Below are 15376 nucleotides of genomic sequence, written 5' to 3' on the forward strand. Positions count from 1 at the left end.
CGCCGCGCCGCCTGACGCAACCTCCCTCGGCGCCCGCGCGCTATGGCGAAACCGTCCTTGGCGCACTAGCTTTCGTTCATGAACCGTTCCTCCTCGCCGAAATCGACGCCCACGAAGACGAACAAGCCCGTCCACGTGCCCGATCCCGGCGTGCGCGAGGCCGCCGCCGCCTTCATCCGCGACACGGGCAAGATGCCGATGTTCGCCCCCGTGGCCGGCCCGCGCCTGACGCCGGAGGAGGCGCCCGCCGCCCCCGCCGACTGGACCCCGCACCGCCCCTCGCGCGAGGGCGCCCGGAAGGGCGGCAAGTTCCGGCTGGAGACCAAATACGTCCCCGCCGGCGACCAGCCCGCCGCCATCGCCGAACTGGTGGCCCAGGCGGAGGCCGGCGACCGCGACCAGGTGCTGCTGGGCGTCACCGGCTCGGGCAAGACCTTCACCATGGCCAAGGTCATCGAACAGACCCAGCGCCCGGCCCTGATCCTGGCCCACAACAAGACCCTGGCCGCCCAACTGTATTCTGAGTTCAAGTCGTTCTTTCCGGACAACGCCGTCGAATACTTTGTATCGTATTACGACTATTATCAGCCGGAAGCCTACGTTCCGCGCACCGACACCTATATCGAGAAAGACTCAAGCATAAACGAGCAGATCGACCGGATGCGGCATTCGGCGACGCGGGCGATCCTGGAGCGGGACGACGTGATCGTGGTGGCGTCGGTCAGCTGCATCTACGGCATCGGCTCGGTGGAGACCTATACGGCGATGACGTTCGACCTGAAGGTCGGGGCGACGATCGACGAGGCGAAGCTGCGGGCCGACCTGATCGCGCTGCAGTACAAGAGGAACGACGCGACCTTCGAACGCGGCATGTTCAGGAAGCGCGGCGACACCGTCGAGATCTTCCCCGTCCACCTGGAGGACCGGGCCTGGCGCGTCAGCCTGTTCGGCGACGAGATCGAGGCGATCGAGGAGTTCGATCCCCTGACCGGCAAGAAGACCGCCGCCCTGGACGAGGTCACGGTCTACGCCGCCAGCCACTACGTCACCCCGCGCCCGACGCTGAACCAGGCCACCCTGGGCATCAAGGCCGAGCTGAAGGAGACGCTGGACTGGATGGTCGAGAACGGCAAGCTGCTGGAGGCCCAGCGCCTGGAGCAACGCACCCGCTTCGACCTGGAGATGATGGAGGCCACCGGCAGCTGCGCCGGCATCGAGAACTATTCCCGCTGGCTGACCGGCCGCGCGCCGGGCGAGCCGCCGCCCACCTTCTTCGAATACATCCCCGACAACGCCCTGCTGTTCGTGGACGAAAGCCACGTCACCATCGGCCAGATCAACGGCATGTTCCGCGGCGACTATCGCCGCAAGTCGACCCTGGCCGAATACGGCTTCCGCCTGCCGTCCTGCATCGACAACCGCCCGCTGAAGTTCGAGGAATGGGACGCCATGCGGCCCCAGACGGTGCACGTCAGCGCCACCCCCGGCCCGTGGGAGATGGAGCGGTCCGGCGGCGTCTTCGTCGAACAGGTCATCCGCCCCACCGGCCTGATCGATCCGCCGGTCGAGATCCGCCCGGTCTCGGGGACCACCCGCAACCAGGTCGACGACGTCATCGACGAGGTCAAGGCCACGACCGCCCGCGGCTACCGCAGCTTGGTCACCACCCTGACCAAGAAGATGGCCGAGGACCTGACCGAATACATGCACGAACAGGGGGTGCGCGTCCGCTACATGCACTCCGACGTCGACACGCTGGAGCGGATCGAGATCCTGCGCGACCTGCGGCTGGGCGCCTTCGACTGCCTGATCGGCATCAACCTGCTGCGCGAGGGGCTGGACATCCCCGAATGCGGCCTGGTCGCCATCCTGGACGCGGACAAGGAGGGCTTCCTGCGCTCCGAGACCTCGCTGATCCAGACCATCGGCCGCGCCGCCCGCAACGTCGACGGCCGCGTCATCCTGTACGCCGACCGCATGACCGGCAGCATGGAACGCGCCATCTCCGAGACCGACCGCCGCCGCGAGAAGCAGCAGGCCTACAACGCCGAACACGGCATCACGCCCGAAAGCGTCAAGCGCGACATCAAGGAGATCCTGGAAAGCCCCTATGAGTCCCGCGAGCTGGACCGCCTGACCAAACCGGGCGTGGCCGAGGCCTCCAAGCCCTTCGTCGGCTCCAACTTCCAGGCCGCGCTGAAGGACCTGGAAGGCCGCATGCGCGAGGCCGCCTCCAACCTGGAGTTCGAGGAAGCCGCCCGCCTGCGCGACGAGATCAAACGCATGAAGCTGATGGACCTGGAGTTCGCCAACGAAGCCCTGACCGCCGCCGGCGAAGAGGTCGACAAGTCCGCCCCGAAGAAGTGGCGCGCCCAGGCGGCGGCGGAGAAGGCGGAGGCGTTCAGGAAGGGACGGTAGGGGCGGAACATTCCGCTCGGCTATGAGGCCGCCGTCTTCAAGGGTGCGGCATAGAACGCCCGGGTGCGAGTGAGGGCTGGCAGGGTTGCAACATCCTGATCGGATAGGTTCCGGCGGCGGCGGGCGGTCCAGGCCGGGCGTCCGTGGGCCGAGGCGTTCTGGCGGACGGACGGCTCGCTGAGGCCGCTGGACGTGCCGGGCCAGGCGATGGCGCGGCTGCATGCGCACGACTTGCGCGAGGAACGGGGCCTGCCCGAGGGGGCGGCGGCGCCCTGAGGCCGGGGCCGCCCTGCCCCGATTTGGCCGCAAAGGGTTGTCGGCGGGGGATTTCGCTTGCTACCCCAGGGCATGGAAATCGGAACCTACATCACCCTCGGACTGTATTTTGCGCTGATGCTGGGCATCGGCGTCTATTCGTTCCGGACCAGCACCGACGACGTGTCCGGCTATGTCCTGGGCGGGCGCAGGCTGGGGCCGACGGTGTCGGCGCTGTCGGCCGGCGCGTCGGACATGAGCGGCTGGATGCTGATGGGCCTGCCCGGCGCCATGTATGTGTCGGGCCTGTCGTCGGCGTGGATCGCCATCGGCCTGTTCGTCGGCGCCCTGGCCAACTATCTGATCGTGGCGCCGCGGCTGCGGGTCTATACCGAGGCGGCGCAGGACGCCCTGACCATTCCCGACTATTTCGGCAAGCGGTTCAACGACCGGTCGCGCCTGCTGCGGATCGTGTCGGCGGTGGTGATCGTGGTCTTCTTCACCCTGTACACCTCGTCGGGCATGGTGGCGGGGGGCAAGCTGTTCCAGAGCGCCTTCGGCCTGGACTACGGCTGGGGCCTGTGGCTGACCGCCGGGGTGGTGCTGGCCTATACGATGATCGGCGGCTTCATGGCCGTCAGCCTGACCGACTTCGTCCAGGGCTGCATCATGTTCGTGGCCCTGGTGCTGGTGCCGATCGTGGCGCTGGGCCAGATCGGCGGCGTGGGGGGCATGACCGAGACGGTGCGCGGCATCGATCCCGGCCTGCTGGACCTGTTCCAGGGCGTCACCGTGATCGGCGCGATCTCGGCCCTGGCGTGGGGGCTGGGCTATTTCGGACAGCCGCACATCATCGTGCGCTTCATGGCCGTGCGCTCGGTGCGCGACGTGCCGACGATGCGCAACATCGGCATGGGCTGGATGGCGGTGACGGTGATCGGCGCCCTGGGCACCGGCCTGGCGGGTCTGGCCTACGCCACCCGCACGGGGCTTCAGATCGCGGACCCGGAGACCATCTTCATCGTGCTGAGCGACATCCTGTTCCACCCGCTGATCACCGGCTTCCTGCTGGCGGCCATCCTGGCGGCGATCATGAGCACCATCTCGTCGCAGCTCCTGGTGTCGTCCAGTTCGCTGGTCGAGGATTTCTACGCCGTCTTCCTGCGCCGGAACGCGCCGCAGAAGGAGCTGGTGATGGTCGGGCGGCTGGCGGTGCTGGCCGTCGCCCTGGCGGCGATCGGCCTGGCCTACAATCCCAACAGCAACGTGCTGAGCCTGGTGTCCCAGGCCTGGGCCGGGTTCGGGGCCGCCTTCGGGCCGCTGGTGATCCTGTCGCTGACGTGGAAGCGGATGACCCGCAACGGCGCCCTGGCGGGGATGATCGTCGGCGCGGCCACCGTGCTGTTCTGGATCTACGCCCCCGTGCTGCCGAACGGCGCGGCGCTGAGCAGCGTGCTGTACGAAATGGTCCCCGGCTTCCTGCTGAGCCTGCTGGCCATCGTGGTCGTCAGCAAGCTGGACACGGCGCCGCCCCAGGACGTGGTCGAAACCTTCGAGCACGTGGAGCAGCTGCTGGCCGACGCGCGCAGGCGCGGGGACTGAGGCGGGGCCTCAGTCCTCGTCCATCTTCAGGGCGGCGATGAAGGCTTCCTGCGGGATCTCGACCTTGCCGAACTGGCGCATCCGCTTCTTGCCGGCCTTCTGCTTCTCCAGCAGCTTCTTCTTGCGGGTGGCGTCGCCGCCGTAGCATTTGGACGTCACGTCCTTGCGCAGCGCGCGCACCGTCTCGCGGGCGATGATCTTGCCGCCGATGGCCGCCTGGATCGGGATCTGGAACAGGTGCGGCGGGATCAGCTCCTTCATCTTCTCGACCATGCCGCGGCCGCGCGTCTCGGCCCGGGCGCGGTGGACCAGCATCGACAGGGCGTCCACCGGCTCGGCGTTGACCAGGATCGACATCTTGACCAGGTCGCCCTCGCGATAGTCGGTCAGTTCGTAGTCGAACGAGGCGTAGCCCTTCGAGATCGACTTCAGCCGGTCGTAGAAGTCGAACACCACCTCGTTCAGCGGCAGCTCATAGACCACCATCGCCCGGCTGCCGACGTAGGACAGTTCGGACTGGATGCCGCGGCGGTCCTGGCACAGCTTGATGACCCCGCCCAGATATTCGTCCGGCGTCAGGATGGTCGCCTTGATCCACGGCTCGGCGATCGACTCGATCTGCATCACGTCGGGCAGGTCGGCCGGGTTGTGCAGGTCGATCTCGGTCCCGTCGCGCTGCTTGATCTTGTAGACGACGCTGGGGGCCGTCGCGATCAGGTCCAGATTGAACTCGCGGCTCAGCCGCTCCTGGATGATCTCCAGGTGCAGCAAACCGAGGAAGCCGCAGCGGAAACCGAAGCCCAGGGCGGCGCTGGATTCCATCTCATAGGTGAAGGACGCATCGTTCAGGCGCAGCTTGCCGATGGCGGCGCGCAGGTCCTCGAAGTCGGCGGCGTCCACCGGGAACAGGCCGCAGAAGACCACCGACTGGACTTCCTTGAAGCCCTTCAGCGGTTCGGCGGTCGGCTTCTTCTCGTCGGTGATCGTGTCGCCGACGGCGGCGTGGGCGACCTCCTTGATCTGGGCGGTGATGAAGCCGACCTCGCCGGGGCCGAGTTGGTCCACCGGCGTGTTCTTGGGCAGGAAGACGCCGACCCGGTCGATCAGGTGGGTCGAGCCGTTGCGCATCATCTTGACCCGCATCCCGGTCTTCAGCACGCCGTCGAACACGCGCACCAGCACGACGACGCCCAGATAGGGGTCGTACCAGGCGTCGACCAGCATGGCCTTCAGGGGGGCGTTGGCGTCGCCCTTGGGCGCCGGCAGGCGGGCCACCACGGCCTCCAGCACGTCCTCGATGCCCAGGCCCGACTTGGCGCTGGCCAGGACGGCGTCGGAGGCGTCGATGCCGATGACGTCCTCGATCTGGGCCTTGACCCGGTCCGGCTCGGCGGCGGGCAGGTCGATCTTGTTCAGGACCGGCACGATCTCGTGATTGTTGTCGATGGCCTGATAGACGTTGGCCAGGGTCTGGGCCTCGACCCCCTGGGAGGCGTCCACCACCAGGATCGAGCCCTCGCAGGCGGCCAGCGAGCGGCTGACCTCATAGGCGAAGTCGACGTGGCCCGGCGTGTCCATCAGGTTCAGGACATAGTCCAGCCCGTCGCGGGCCGTGTAGTTCAGGCGCACGGTCTGCGCCTTGATGGTGATCCCGCGCTCCTGCTCGATCTCCATGTTGTCCAGCACCTGCTCGGACATCTCGCGCTGGGACAGGCCGCCGGTCGCCTGGATCAGGCGGTCGGACAGGGTGGATTTCCCATGGTCGATGTGGGCGACGATGGAAAAGTTCCGGATGCGGTCGATGGGCGGCGTGGTCATGCGCGCGCCCCTATCACGCGCGCGGGCCGGGACCAAGCGGCGGGGGCCGCGACGACCTTCACCGCGCCACATTAAGCCTTTGCAATGAAAGCTGTGGGCGTTTGAGCGGACTTCCCGGACGCGGTATGGGACGAAACCGCACAGTCGCCTTCCCGCCCGGTCTCAGGGACCACAGACGCAAGGACCGTTTCCGTGTTCACCCTCTCTCGTTCGACCCTCGGCCGTTCGACCTTGGCCGCGACCGCGACCCTTGGCGTGATGCTTCTCGCGGCCTGCGGCGGCCACGGCGACGAAAAGGCCTCGGAAAAGGCCGGCGCGTCGCGCCAGACCGTCACCGTCGCCACGGTCAGCCAGACCGACCTGGACCGCAAGGTCAGCGCCTCGGGCACCGTCTCGGCCTGGGAAGAGGTGCCCGTCGCCGCCGAGACCGGCGGCCTGACGGCGACCGCCCTCTATGTCGACGAGGGCTCCTACGTCCGCCAGGGCCAGCCCCTGGTGCAGATGAACGACGTCCTGCTGCGCGCCCAGCAGCAGCAGCAGCAGGCCCAGGTCCAGCTGGCCGAGGCGAACGTGGCCCGCGACGACGCCGCCCTGGCCCGCGCCCAGGAGCTGAAGGCGCGCGGCTTCCTGTCGCAGGCGTCGCTGGACACGGCCCTGGCCAACCAGCGGTCCTCGGCCGCCAACCTGGCCGCCGCCCGCGCCACCCTGTCCCAGACCCGCACCCAGCTGAGCCAGGCCACCATCCGCGCGCCCGTCAGCGGCCAGATCATCAGCCGCAGCGTCACCAAGGGCCAGATCATCCAGGCCGGGACCGAACTGTTCCGCATGGTGCGCGACGGCCGGCTGGAGCTGGACGCCCAGGTGCCCGAGACCGAACTGCCGCTGATCCGCGCCGGCCAGTCGGCCGCCGTCACCTCCAGCGAGGCGGGATCGACCACCGGCACGGTGCGCATCGTGACGCCCGAGGTGAACCCGGAGACGCGCCTGGGCGTGGCCCGCATCTCCCTGGCGCCCGGCAGCCAGCTGAAGCCGGGGATGTTCGCCCGCGCCAGCATCGCCGTGGGCGACCAGCCGGCGACGACGGTGCCGACCGCCTCGGTGCTCTATCGCAACAATCGCGCGGGCGTCTTCGTGCTGAGCGCGGACGGCGCCACCGTCCGCTTCCAGCCGATCGAGGTGCTGTCGCGCACCGACGCGCAGACCGCCGTCAGCGGCGTCCAGACCGGCGCCCGGGTGGTGGTGCAGGGCGCGGGCTTCCTGAACGACGGCGACCGCGTCGCCGTGGCCACGACCGGCGCCGGCCGTCCCGCCGCGCCCGCCCAGGCTCCCGCCCAAGCCCCCGCCCAGCCGGCCGCGAAGTAGGGCCCGGCCATGAACCAGATCTCGTCCTGGGCGATCAAGAACCCCATCCCGATCATCCTGCTGTTCATCCTGCTGACGCTGGCGGGGATCACCGGCTTCGCGGGGATGCGGATCAACAACAACCCCGACATCGACTTCCCCATCGTGGCCGTCACCGCCGCCCGCCCGGGCGCGGCCCCGGCCGAGATGGAGGTCCAGGTCACGCGCCTGATCGAGGACTCGATCGCCGGCCTGTCGGGCGTGCGCCACATCTATTCCAACGTCTCGGACGGCGTGTCCTCCACGACCATCGAGTTCGAACTGGGCACCGACACCGAGCGCGCCACCAACGACGTGCGCAACGCCATGAGCGGCGTGCGCGCCAGCCTGCCCCAGGACATGCAGGAGCCGACGGTCCAGCGCATCGACATCACCGGCGACGCCCTGATCACCTATGTCGTGCGCTCCGCGACCATGTCGCCGGAACAGATCAGCTGGTTCATCGACAACGAGGTCAGCCGCTCGCTGCTGGCGCTGGGCGGGGTCGGAGAGGTCAACCGCTCCGGCGGGGTCGATCGCGAGATGCGGGTCGAGCTGGATCCCCAGCGTCTGGCCGCCTATGGCGTGACCGCCGCCCAGGTCAGCCAGGCCCTGGTCAACGTCAACAACAACCTGCCGGGCGGCCGCGTCACCGTGGCCGGGTCCGAGCGGGCCGTGCGGACGGTCGGCGCCGCGACCTCGCTGGAGCAGTTGCGCCAGACCCTGGTGCCGCTGGGCGACGGGCGCACCGTGCGCCTGGACGACCTGGGCAAGGTCGAGGACAAGTGGGGCGAGCCGCGCCGCATCGCCCGCTACGACGGCCAGGAGGCGGTGACCTTCAACTTCCTGCGCTCGCGCACCGCCAGCGAGGTCGACCTGGCCAAGCGCGTCCGCGCCGAGGTCGCCCGCCTGGACGACGCCAATCCCAACCTGACCATCCAGCAGGTGACGTCCAGCGTCCAGTATATCGAGGAAAGCTATCTGGCCTCGCTGGAGGCCCTGATCCTGGGCGCGGTCCTGGCCGTGATCGTGGTGTGGATCTTCCTGCGCGACTGGCGCGCGACCCTGATCGCCGCCACCGCCATGCCGATGTCGCTGATCCCGACCTTCGCCATCCTGGCGCCGATGGACCAGTCGCTGAACGTGGTGACGCTGCTGGCGCTGTCCTTGACCATCGGCATCCTGGTCGACGACGCCATCGTCGAGATCGAGAACATCGTGCGCCACATGCGCGACGGCAAGCCGCCCTATGACGCCGCCGTCGAGGCCGCCGACGAGATCGGCCTGGCGGTCGTGGCCACCACCGGCACCATCATCGCCGTGTTCGCGCCGGTCGGCTTCATGCCCGGCATCATCGGCCAGTTCTTCAAGGCCTTCGCCCTGGCGGCCTGCATCAGCGTGTTCTTCTCGCTGGTCGTGGCGCGCACGCTGACGCCGCTGATGGCGGCCTATATGCTGAAGCACACCAAGCACGAGGACCGCGATCCGTTCTGGATGAGCGGCTATCTGAAGGCGCTGCGCTGGTCGCTGGGCAACCGCTGGAAGGTGTTCGTGCTGGGGGCGCTGTTCCTGATCGGCTCCATCGGCCTGTCGATCGCGGCCAGGATGTCGTTCGAGTTCATGTCGCCGGCCGACGAGGGCCGCGCGGCCTTCCAGATCGAGACGCCGCCGGGCACCACCCTGCGCGAGACCGACGCCATCGTGCAGCGGGTCACGGACCTGCTGGAGGCCCGGCCCGAGGTCACCTCGGTCTATGCGGCCATCGGCGGCCAGGACGTGAACCAGGCCAACGTCTATGCCGACATGGTGCCCAAGGGCGACCGCGACCTGAGCCAGCAGGCCTTCGCCCGCGTCATGGTCGACCAGATGAAGCAAATCCCCGGCGCCCGCATCCGCGCCGGCATCGCCCAGCAGGGCGGCGGGCCCGGCGACGGCACCAGCTACACCTTCTCCATCCTGGGCGACGATCCCGACACCCTGGAAGCCACCGCCCGCGCGGTCGAGGAACAGATGCGCGGCGTCCCCGGCCTGGCCAATGTGGTCAACACCGCCGCCATCGCCCGCCCCGAGATCGTGGTGACCCCGCGACCGGACGAGGCCGCCCTGGCCGGCGTCTCGGCGGGGACCATCTCCCAGGCGGTGCGGGTCGCCACCATCGGCGACGTCGACCAGAACCTGCCCAAGTACAATCTGGGCGACCGCCAGATCCCGATCCGCCTGCAGCTGACCGAAGAGGCGCGCGAGGACCTGAACGTGCTGGAGAACCTGCGCGTGCCGACGGCGTCGGGAACCTCGGTGCCGCTCAGCGCCGTGGCCGACATCGCCTTCGGCGCCGGCCCCGCGACCGTCAGCCGCCAGGACCGCTCGCGTATCGCCTCGATCACGGCCGAGCTGGACGGCATCACCACCGGCGCGGCCGGCCAGGCGGTGCAGCGCCTGCCCGCCGTGCAGAACCTGCCCGCCGGCGTGCGCCAGGTGCCGGCCGGGGACGCCGAGTTCATTCAGGAGATGATCACCGGCTTCGCCATCGCCTTCGTCTCGGGCATCCTGCTGATGTATGCGGTGCTGACGCTGCTGTTCAAAAGCTTCGCCTATCCGATCACCATCATGGCCGCCCTGCCCCTGGCCATCGGCGGGGCCTTCATCGCCCTGGTGCTGGCCGACCGCAGCTTCTCCATGTCGGCCCTGATCGGGGTGCTGATGCTGATGGGGATCGCGGCCAAGAACTCCATCCTGCTGGTCGACTATGTCATCATCGCCGAGCAGGAGGGCATGAAGCGGTTCGACGCCATCATGGACGCCGCCCACAAGCGGGCGCGCCCGATCCTGATGACCACCTTCGCCATGGGCGCGGGCATGGTGCCCATCGCCATCGGCTGGGGCGCCGACGTGGAGTTCCGCTCGCCCATGGCCATCGCCGTGCTGGGCGGGCTGATCTCCTCGACCTTCCTGTCGCTGCTCTACATCCCCGCGATCTTCACCATCGTCGACGACGTGGCCCAGTTCGCGCGCCGCCGCCTGCGCGGCCTGACCGCCGGCCAACGGCGGATGGACGGAGAGCGGGAGCAGCCGACGCTGGCGGAATGAGGCCGACGCCCGTCGCGGACCTTCGGAAGGTCCGCGATGGGTGGAAAGCGGACCTTGGCAGTGCAACGGTGTCGCTTGAATGGAGGCGGCACTATGGCGACAGAAGTTCTTGGGCCTGAACACGATCGACGCCTGCTCCGCGTCGCGACATGGGCGTTGAAGAAGGTCGGGGCTCGGCGACTCGATCATAAATGGTCGCTGTTCGGCTCGCAGGAAGTCGTTGAGCAGCGTTGGGCGTCTCCAACCGGGCCTCTCACTCTCACTGCCGAAACATACATGGGCCTCGTCATCGACGGACCGGATGAGGTGGTGAGTCAGGTCAGGTCGCTGATTGCGCGACGACTCGGCTAACAGCCGCAATGGGTCGGATGCGGAAGCGGATTCCATGCCTGTAATACGACCATGAAAAAGGGCCGGCCGGTTTCCCGGTCGGCCCTTCGTCGTTCGGCCCGGGCGCGAAGCGATCAGTATTTGACGCGCAGGGTGACGCCGTAGGTGCGCGGGGCGCCCAGGAAGGCGCTGATGCCCTGGGTGTCCAGCGCCTGGTTGTAATAGGTGCCGTTCGGCTGGACCGAGGTCTGGAAGGCCGTGCCCTGAAGCGGCGAGTTGTAGGCGACCTGGACGTATTCCTCGTCGGTCAGGTTCTGGGCCCAGACGTCGACGGTCCAGCGCTCGTCGTCCGACCCCAGCGAGATGCGGCCGTTCACGACGGTGAAGGCGTCCTGCATCTTGAACGGGATCAGGTCCGAGCCGGTGTTGTATTCGGTCATGTACTTGGCCGACAGGGCGAAGCCGCCGCGCAGGCCGCCCCCCAGCGAACGCTCGAAGTTGACCGAGGCCGAGCCGGACCATTCCGGCGCGAAGGACGGACGCGCGCCCGGCAGCAGCGACAGCTGCGGGAAGCGGCCGGGGCTGGTCAGGTCGGCGGCGGTGAAGTCGCCGTATTCCGCGTCGGTGTAGGTCAGGCCGCCCGAGAGGGTCAGGCCCTCCAGGGGCGTGAACCACATCATGTCGGCGTCGACGCCCTGGGTCTTCAGCTCGGGAATGGATTCCACCACGAAGGCGGTGCCCAGGAAGGTGTTGAGCTGGAAGTCCTCGAACTTCTGGTTGAAGTAGGTGGCGTTGAACAGCACCGACTTGTCGAACAGCGAGCTCTTGAAGCCCGCTTCGTAGCTGTCCACCGTCTCGGCCGGGAAGAACAGCGAGGCGTCCGGGGTGACGCCCGTCTGCACCCGGTCCATGTTGTAGCCGAAGCCCTTGTAGCCGCGGGCGTAGGAGCCATAGACCATGACGTCGTCGTTGATCCGGTAGGCCGCCTTGAAGGTGCCCGACACCTCGCCGTCGTCGAAGTTCTCGCTGATGGCGCGATTGTCGTAGAGCACGTTGTTCCACGGCAGGCACTGCGGGCCGATCAGGGCGTTGGCGGCCGCCGCGCCGGCCGCCGGGCTGCCCAGCAGGCCGCCGAAGGCGCCGGCGATCAGGGCCGAGTTGCCCAGCACCGCCGCGCACGAGGCGCCGTTGCCGTTGACGTTGTCCTGCAGACCCAGCAGGCGCTTGTCGTCCATGGTGTAGCGCAGGCCCAGCGTCAGTTCGAACTGGTCGGTCACGCGCCAGGTGTTGTTGGTGAAGATGGCGAACGACTTGGAGGTCTGGGCGTAGTTGTCGACCACGCCCTGGCCGACGATGTTCACCGGCGCGCCCGGCAGCGGCGGGGTCGCCGCGTTTCCGGTCAGACAGCCGAGGAAGTACTGGGCCCGGGCCGCGGCCGGCACCAGGCCGTAGTTGCCCGAGAAGCAGCCCAGCCGCGCCGGGCTGGGGGCCACCGCGCCGCCCGTCTGCGCCGCCAGGCTGGAGGTCAGCAGCAGCGAGAGGAACGGGTTGTAGTCGGCGCCGAAGAAATAGCTATCCTGACGACCGATGTCCTCCTTGGTGGCGAAGGCGCCGATCAGCCAGTCGAACTTGTCGCTGGTGCCGGCCAGGCGGATTTCCTGGGTCAGGTTGGTCAGGTCGTAGCCGTAGCTGCCGTCGTCGTCGCGATACTGGATGTCGGCGCCGGTGTAGTCGATGTCCATGCCGTTGACGGTCGACCAATCGCGGTACGAGGTGACCGAGGTCAGGCGCGCGTTCCACGACGGGATGTCGATGTTGGCTTCCGCCGACAGGCCCATGTCCTCCATCACTTGGTTGGTGTCGCGGTTGGCGTAGGCTTGGCGTGAGAACGGCACGCGGCCGTCGCCGCCGCCTTGCGCCGCCGTGCCGGGGCCGTTCGGCGCCGTCAGGGCGTTGATGATGGCGGCCGTCGGGCTGGAGCGGGTGACCACGCCGACGCAGCAGTATTCGTCGCGCTTGGAATAGTCGGCGATCAGGCGGACCGAGGCGTTCTCGGACGGCTGGATCAGCAGCTGGCCGCGCACGGTCCAGAAGTCCTGGTTCTGGTCGTCGGTCGTGGTGCGCGGACCGTCGCCGGTGTCCACGTCATAGAAGCCGTCGCGCTGGCGGGCGGCGGCGTACAGGCGGCCGGCCACGCCGTCGGCGATCGGCCCGGTCACCGAGCCCGCCACGCCCCAGGCGCCGTAGTTGCCGGCGGTCGCCTCGGCCTGGAAGCCGGGATTGAAGGACGGAAGGGCGGTGACGATGTTGATGACGCCGGCCGAGGTGTTCTTGCCGAACAGGGTGCCTTGCGGCCCCTTCAGCACCTCGATGCGGCTGAGTTCGCCCAGATCGCCGAAGCCCACGCCGTTGCGCGAGCGATAGACGCCGTCGATGACCACGCCGACCGAGCTTTCCAGACCGGGGTTGTCGCCCACGGTGCCGACGCCGCGGATGCGGGCGGTGGTGGAGGCCTCGGACTGGGTCGAGGTCACGGTCATGCCGGGCGTCAGGATCTGCAGATCCTTGATGTCGCGCACGCCGGCCTTCTGCAGCGCTTCCTCAGACAGGGAGGTGACCACGACGGGCACGTCCTGCAGGCTCTGCTCGCGCAGCTGGGCGGTGACGATGATGTCGTCGACCGTGGCGGGCGCTTCCTGGGCGGCGGCCGCGCCGGCCAGGCCGAAGGCGGCGGCGCCGACGACGGCGGCGGATACGGTGGTTTTGAGGTGATTGATGCGGCGCATGAGGCGTCCTCCCGGCTCTAGAGGCCCGGTCGCGCGGGGCGACCGCGGCGTTTCCTTGTTCCCTTGGCGACCCGGCCCTTGCGTGGGGACGAGTTCAGTATTGCGAGGCTAAGCCCGCTTCGCGTCGCGGGACAAGCGAGCGTTGTTCGCCGCGACGATTTTTCGCCTCAGTTCGCCGATCTGTGACACGGAAGAGACAGAAAATCCTGACCTTAGGTCACTTTTTGCGCGCCATACCCCTGCAAAGGCTCGACATCCGGCTCCTCGGCGGCGGGGTCCGCCTCGCGGCCGCGACCGGCCAGGGCCAGCACGACGGCCGCCGCGACCGCGGACAGGATGGAGCCGCCGATGACGCCCAGCTTGACCTCGATCTGCTCGGGGGAATCGACCGCGCCGGGGAAGGCCAGCACGCCGATGAACAGGCTCATGGTGAAGCCGACGCCGCACAGCAGGGACACGCCATAGACCTGCATCCAGCTGGCGCCGCTGGGCCGCGCGCCGATCTTCAGGGCCGAGGCCAGCCAGGCGGCGGCCAGGACCCCGGCCTGCTTGCCCAGGAACAGGCCCAGGGCGATGGCGATGACCAGCGGGGCGAACGCCTGTTCCATCGACAGGCCGGCGAAGGACACCCCCGCCTTGGCGAAGGCGAACAGCGGCAGGACCAGATAGGCGTTCCACGGGTGCAGGTCGTGCATCGCCTCCTTCAGCGGGCTCTGGTGCGTCTCGCGACGGGCCTTGATCGGCACGATGGCGGCGAAGGCCACGGCGGTCAGCGACGTCGACAGGCCCGAAATCACCGTCAGGTACCAGACCGCCGCGAAGCCCAGCACCCAGAAGGGCGCCGCGACCTGGAAGCGGCGGGCCGCCACGGCGCCCACCAAAAGCATGGCCGCGGCCCACAGCAGCGGCGTCCAGTTCACGCCCTCGCTGAACAGCACCGCGATCAGCGCGATGGCGCCCAGGTCGTCGACGATGGCCAGGGTCAGCAGGAAGATGCGCAGCGACGACGGCAGGCCCTTGCCCACGAAGCCGAAGATGGCCAGGGCGAAGGCGATGTCGGTCGCCAGCGGGATGGGCCAGCCCTGGTGCGGCGCCCCGATCAGGCCGGTCAGCGCCAGATAGACGGCCGCCGGGCCCGCCATGCCGCCGATCGCGGCCAGGACCGGCGTCGCCAGCTTCTTGGGATCGCTGAGCTCGCCGCGCAGGATCTCGTATTTGATCTCCAGGCCGACGACCAGGAAGAAGATGGCCATCAGGCCTTCCTTGATCCAGTCGGAGATCGTCTCCTCCAGCCGCAGCGGGCCGATCTGCAGCACGTGATAGCTTTTCAGCCAGGTGAAATAGTCCGCCGACCAGGGCGAGTTGGCCACCAGCACCGCGGCGATCGCCGCCAGCGCCAGGGCCGAGCCGGATGCGGCCTCGGTCTTGAGGAAATCGAGCGTGAGTTTGCGCGCCACGGCGGCCTCCGGTCTTGATCTGCTGAAGCTGTCGCGGCGCCAGGTTATCGACGGACGCCGGACCGGGTTCGCCGCCCTCACGACGGAAGACGACGCCGGCCTGGCCGTTGCGGCGGACGCCGCAGGGCCTGATCTCTGCGGGGAATAATACGGCTCCACGCTCAAGGTTCAACCGCCGGGGCGTCTTTCGCGCCCGGCGGGGCGGCCGGGAAAGCGGCGGCGGCCCCGCTTGCGCCGGACCTC

General features: G+C 68.6%; 7 protein-coding genes. 4 read left to right on the forward strand and 3 right to left on the reverse strand.

The genetic code is table 11. The annotated features are described in order from the left end of the window. Nucleotides 1–78: 78 nt before the first annotated feature. Nucleotides 79–2418 (forward strand): excinuclease ABC subunit UvrB, encoded by a 2340-nt coding sequence (gene uvrB / locus M8231_RS11875; RefSeq protein ID WP_250201527.1) that lies wholly within the window; start codon nt 79–81, stop codon nt 2416–2418. A gap of 348 nt (nt 2419–2766) precedes the next feature. After that, on the forward strand, nt 2767–4275 hold the full coding sequence (gene putP / locus M8231_RS11880; RefSeq protein ID WP_284150787.1) for a sodium/proline symporter PutP: 1509 nt from the start codon (nt 2767–2769) through the stop codon (nt 4273–4275). Between the two features lie 9 nt (nt 4276–4284). On the opposite strand, the gene lepA is transcribed toward putP, so the two are convergent. Then, on the reverse strand, nt 4285–6093 hold the full coding sequence (gene lepA, locus M8231_RS11885; protein ID WP_250201528.1) for a translation elongation factor 4: 1809 nt from the start codon (nt 6091–6093) through the stop codon (nt 4285–4287). Nucleotides 6094–6285: 192 nt separating this feature from the next. On the opposite strand from lepA, the gene M8231_RS11890 reads away from it, so the two are divergent. Beyond that, nucleotides 6286–7455 carry an efflux RND transporter periplasmic adaptor subunit gene (locus M8231_RS11890; RefSeq protein ID WP_250201529.1) on the forward strand — a complete coding sequence of 390 codons (1170 nt, stop codon included), beginning with the start codon at nt 6286–6288 and terminating at the stop codon, nt 7453–7455. Nucleotides 7456–7464: 9 nt separating this feature from the next. Further along, complete coding sequence (locus M8231_RS11895; RefSeq protein WP_250201530.1) at nt 7465–10560, forward strand: efflux RND transporter permease subunit; 3096 nt, start codon at nt 7465–7467, stop codon at nt 10558–10560. A 464-nt stretch (nt 10561–11024) separates the two neighbouring features. Here the strand turns inward: M8231_RS11895 and M8231_RS11900 are convergent, their stop codons facing one another. After that, nucleotides 11025–13676 (reverse strand): TonB-dependent receptor, encoded by a 2652-nt coding sequence (locus tag M8231_RS11900; protein ID WP_250201531.1) that lies wholly within the window; start codon nt 13674–13676, stop codon nt 11025–11027. A gap of 212 nt (nt 13677–13888) precedes the next feature. Beyond that, nucleotides 13889–15133: a Na+/H+ antiporter NhaA gene (gene nhaA / locus M8231_RS11905; protein WP_250201532.1), complete on the reverse strand. Its 1245-nt coding sequence runs from the start codon at nt 15131–15133 to the stop codon at nt 13889–13891. Nucleotides 15134–15376 lie beyond the last annotated feature (243 nt).

Source organism: Brevundimonas albigilva (genome assembly GCF_023573565.1).
Classification (GTDB): Bacteria; Pseudomonadota; Alphaproteobacteria; order Caulobacterales; family Caulobacteraceae; genus Brevundimonas; species Brevundimonas albigilva.

Excerpts from the sequence above, each read along its gene's own strand:
- uvrB (WP_250201527.1), top strand. The coding sequence starts at position 79 with ATGAACCGTTCCTCCTCGCCGAAATCGACGCCCACGAAGACGAACAAG.
- M8231_RS11900 (WP_250201531.1), bottom strand. The coding sequence starts at position 13,676 with ATGCGCCGCATCAATCACCTCAAAACCACCGTATCCGCCGCCGTCGTC.
- lepA (WP_250201528.1), bottom strand. The coding sequence starts at position 6,093 with ATGACCACGCCGCCCATCGACCGCATCCGGAACTTTTCCATCGTCGCC.
- M8231_RS11895 (WP_250201530.1), top strand. The coding sequence starts at position 7,465 with ATGAACCAGATCTCGTCCTGGGCGATCAAGAACCCCATCCCGATCATC.
- putP (WP_284150787.1), top strand. The coding sequence starts at position 2,767 with ATGGAAATCGGAACCTACATCACCCTCGGACTGTATTTTGCGCTGATG.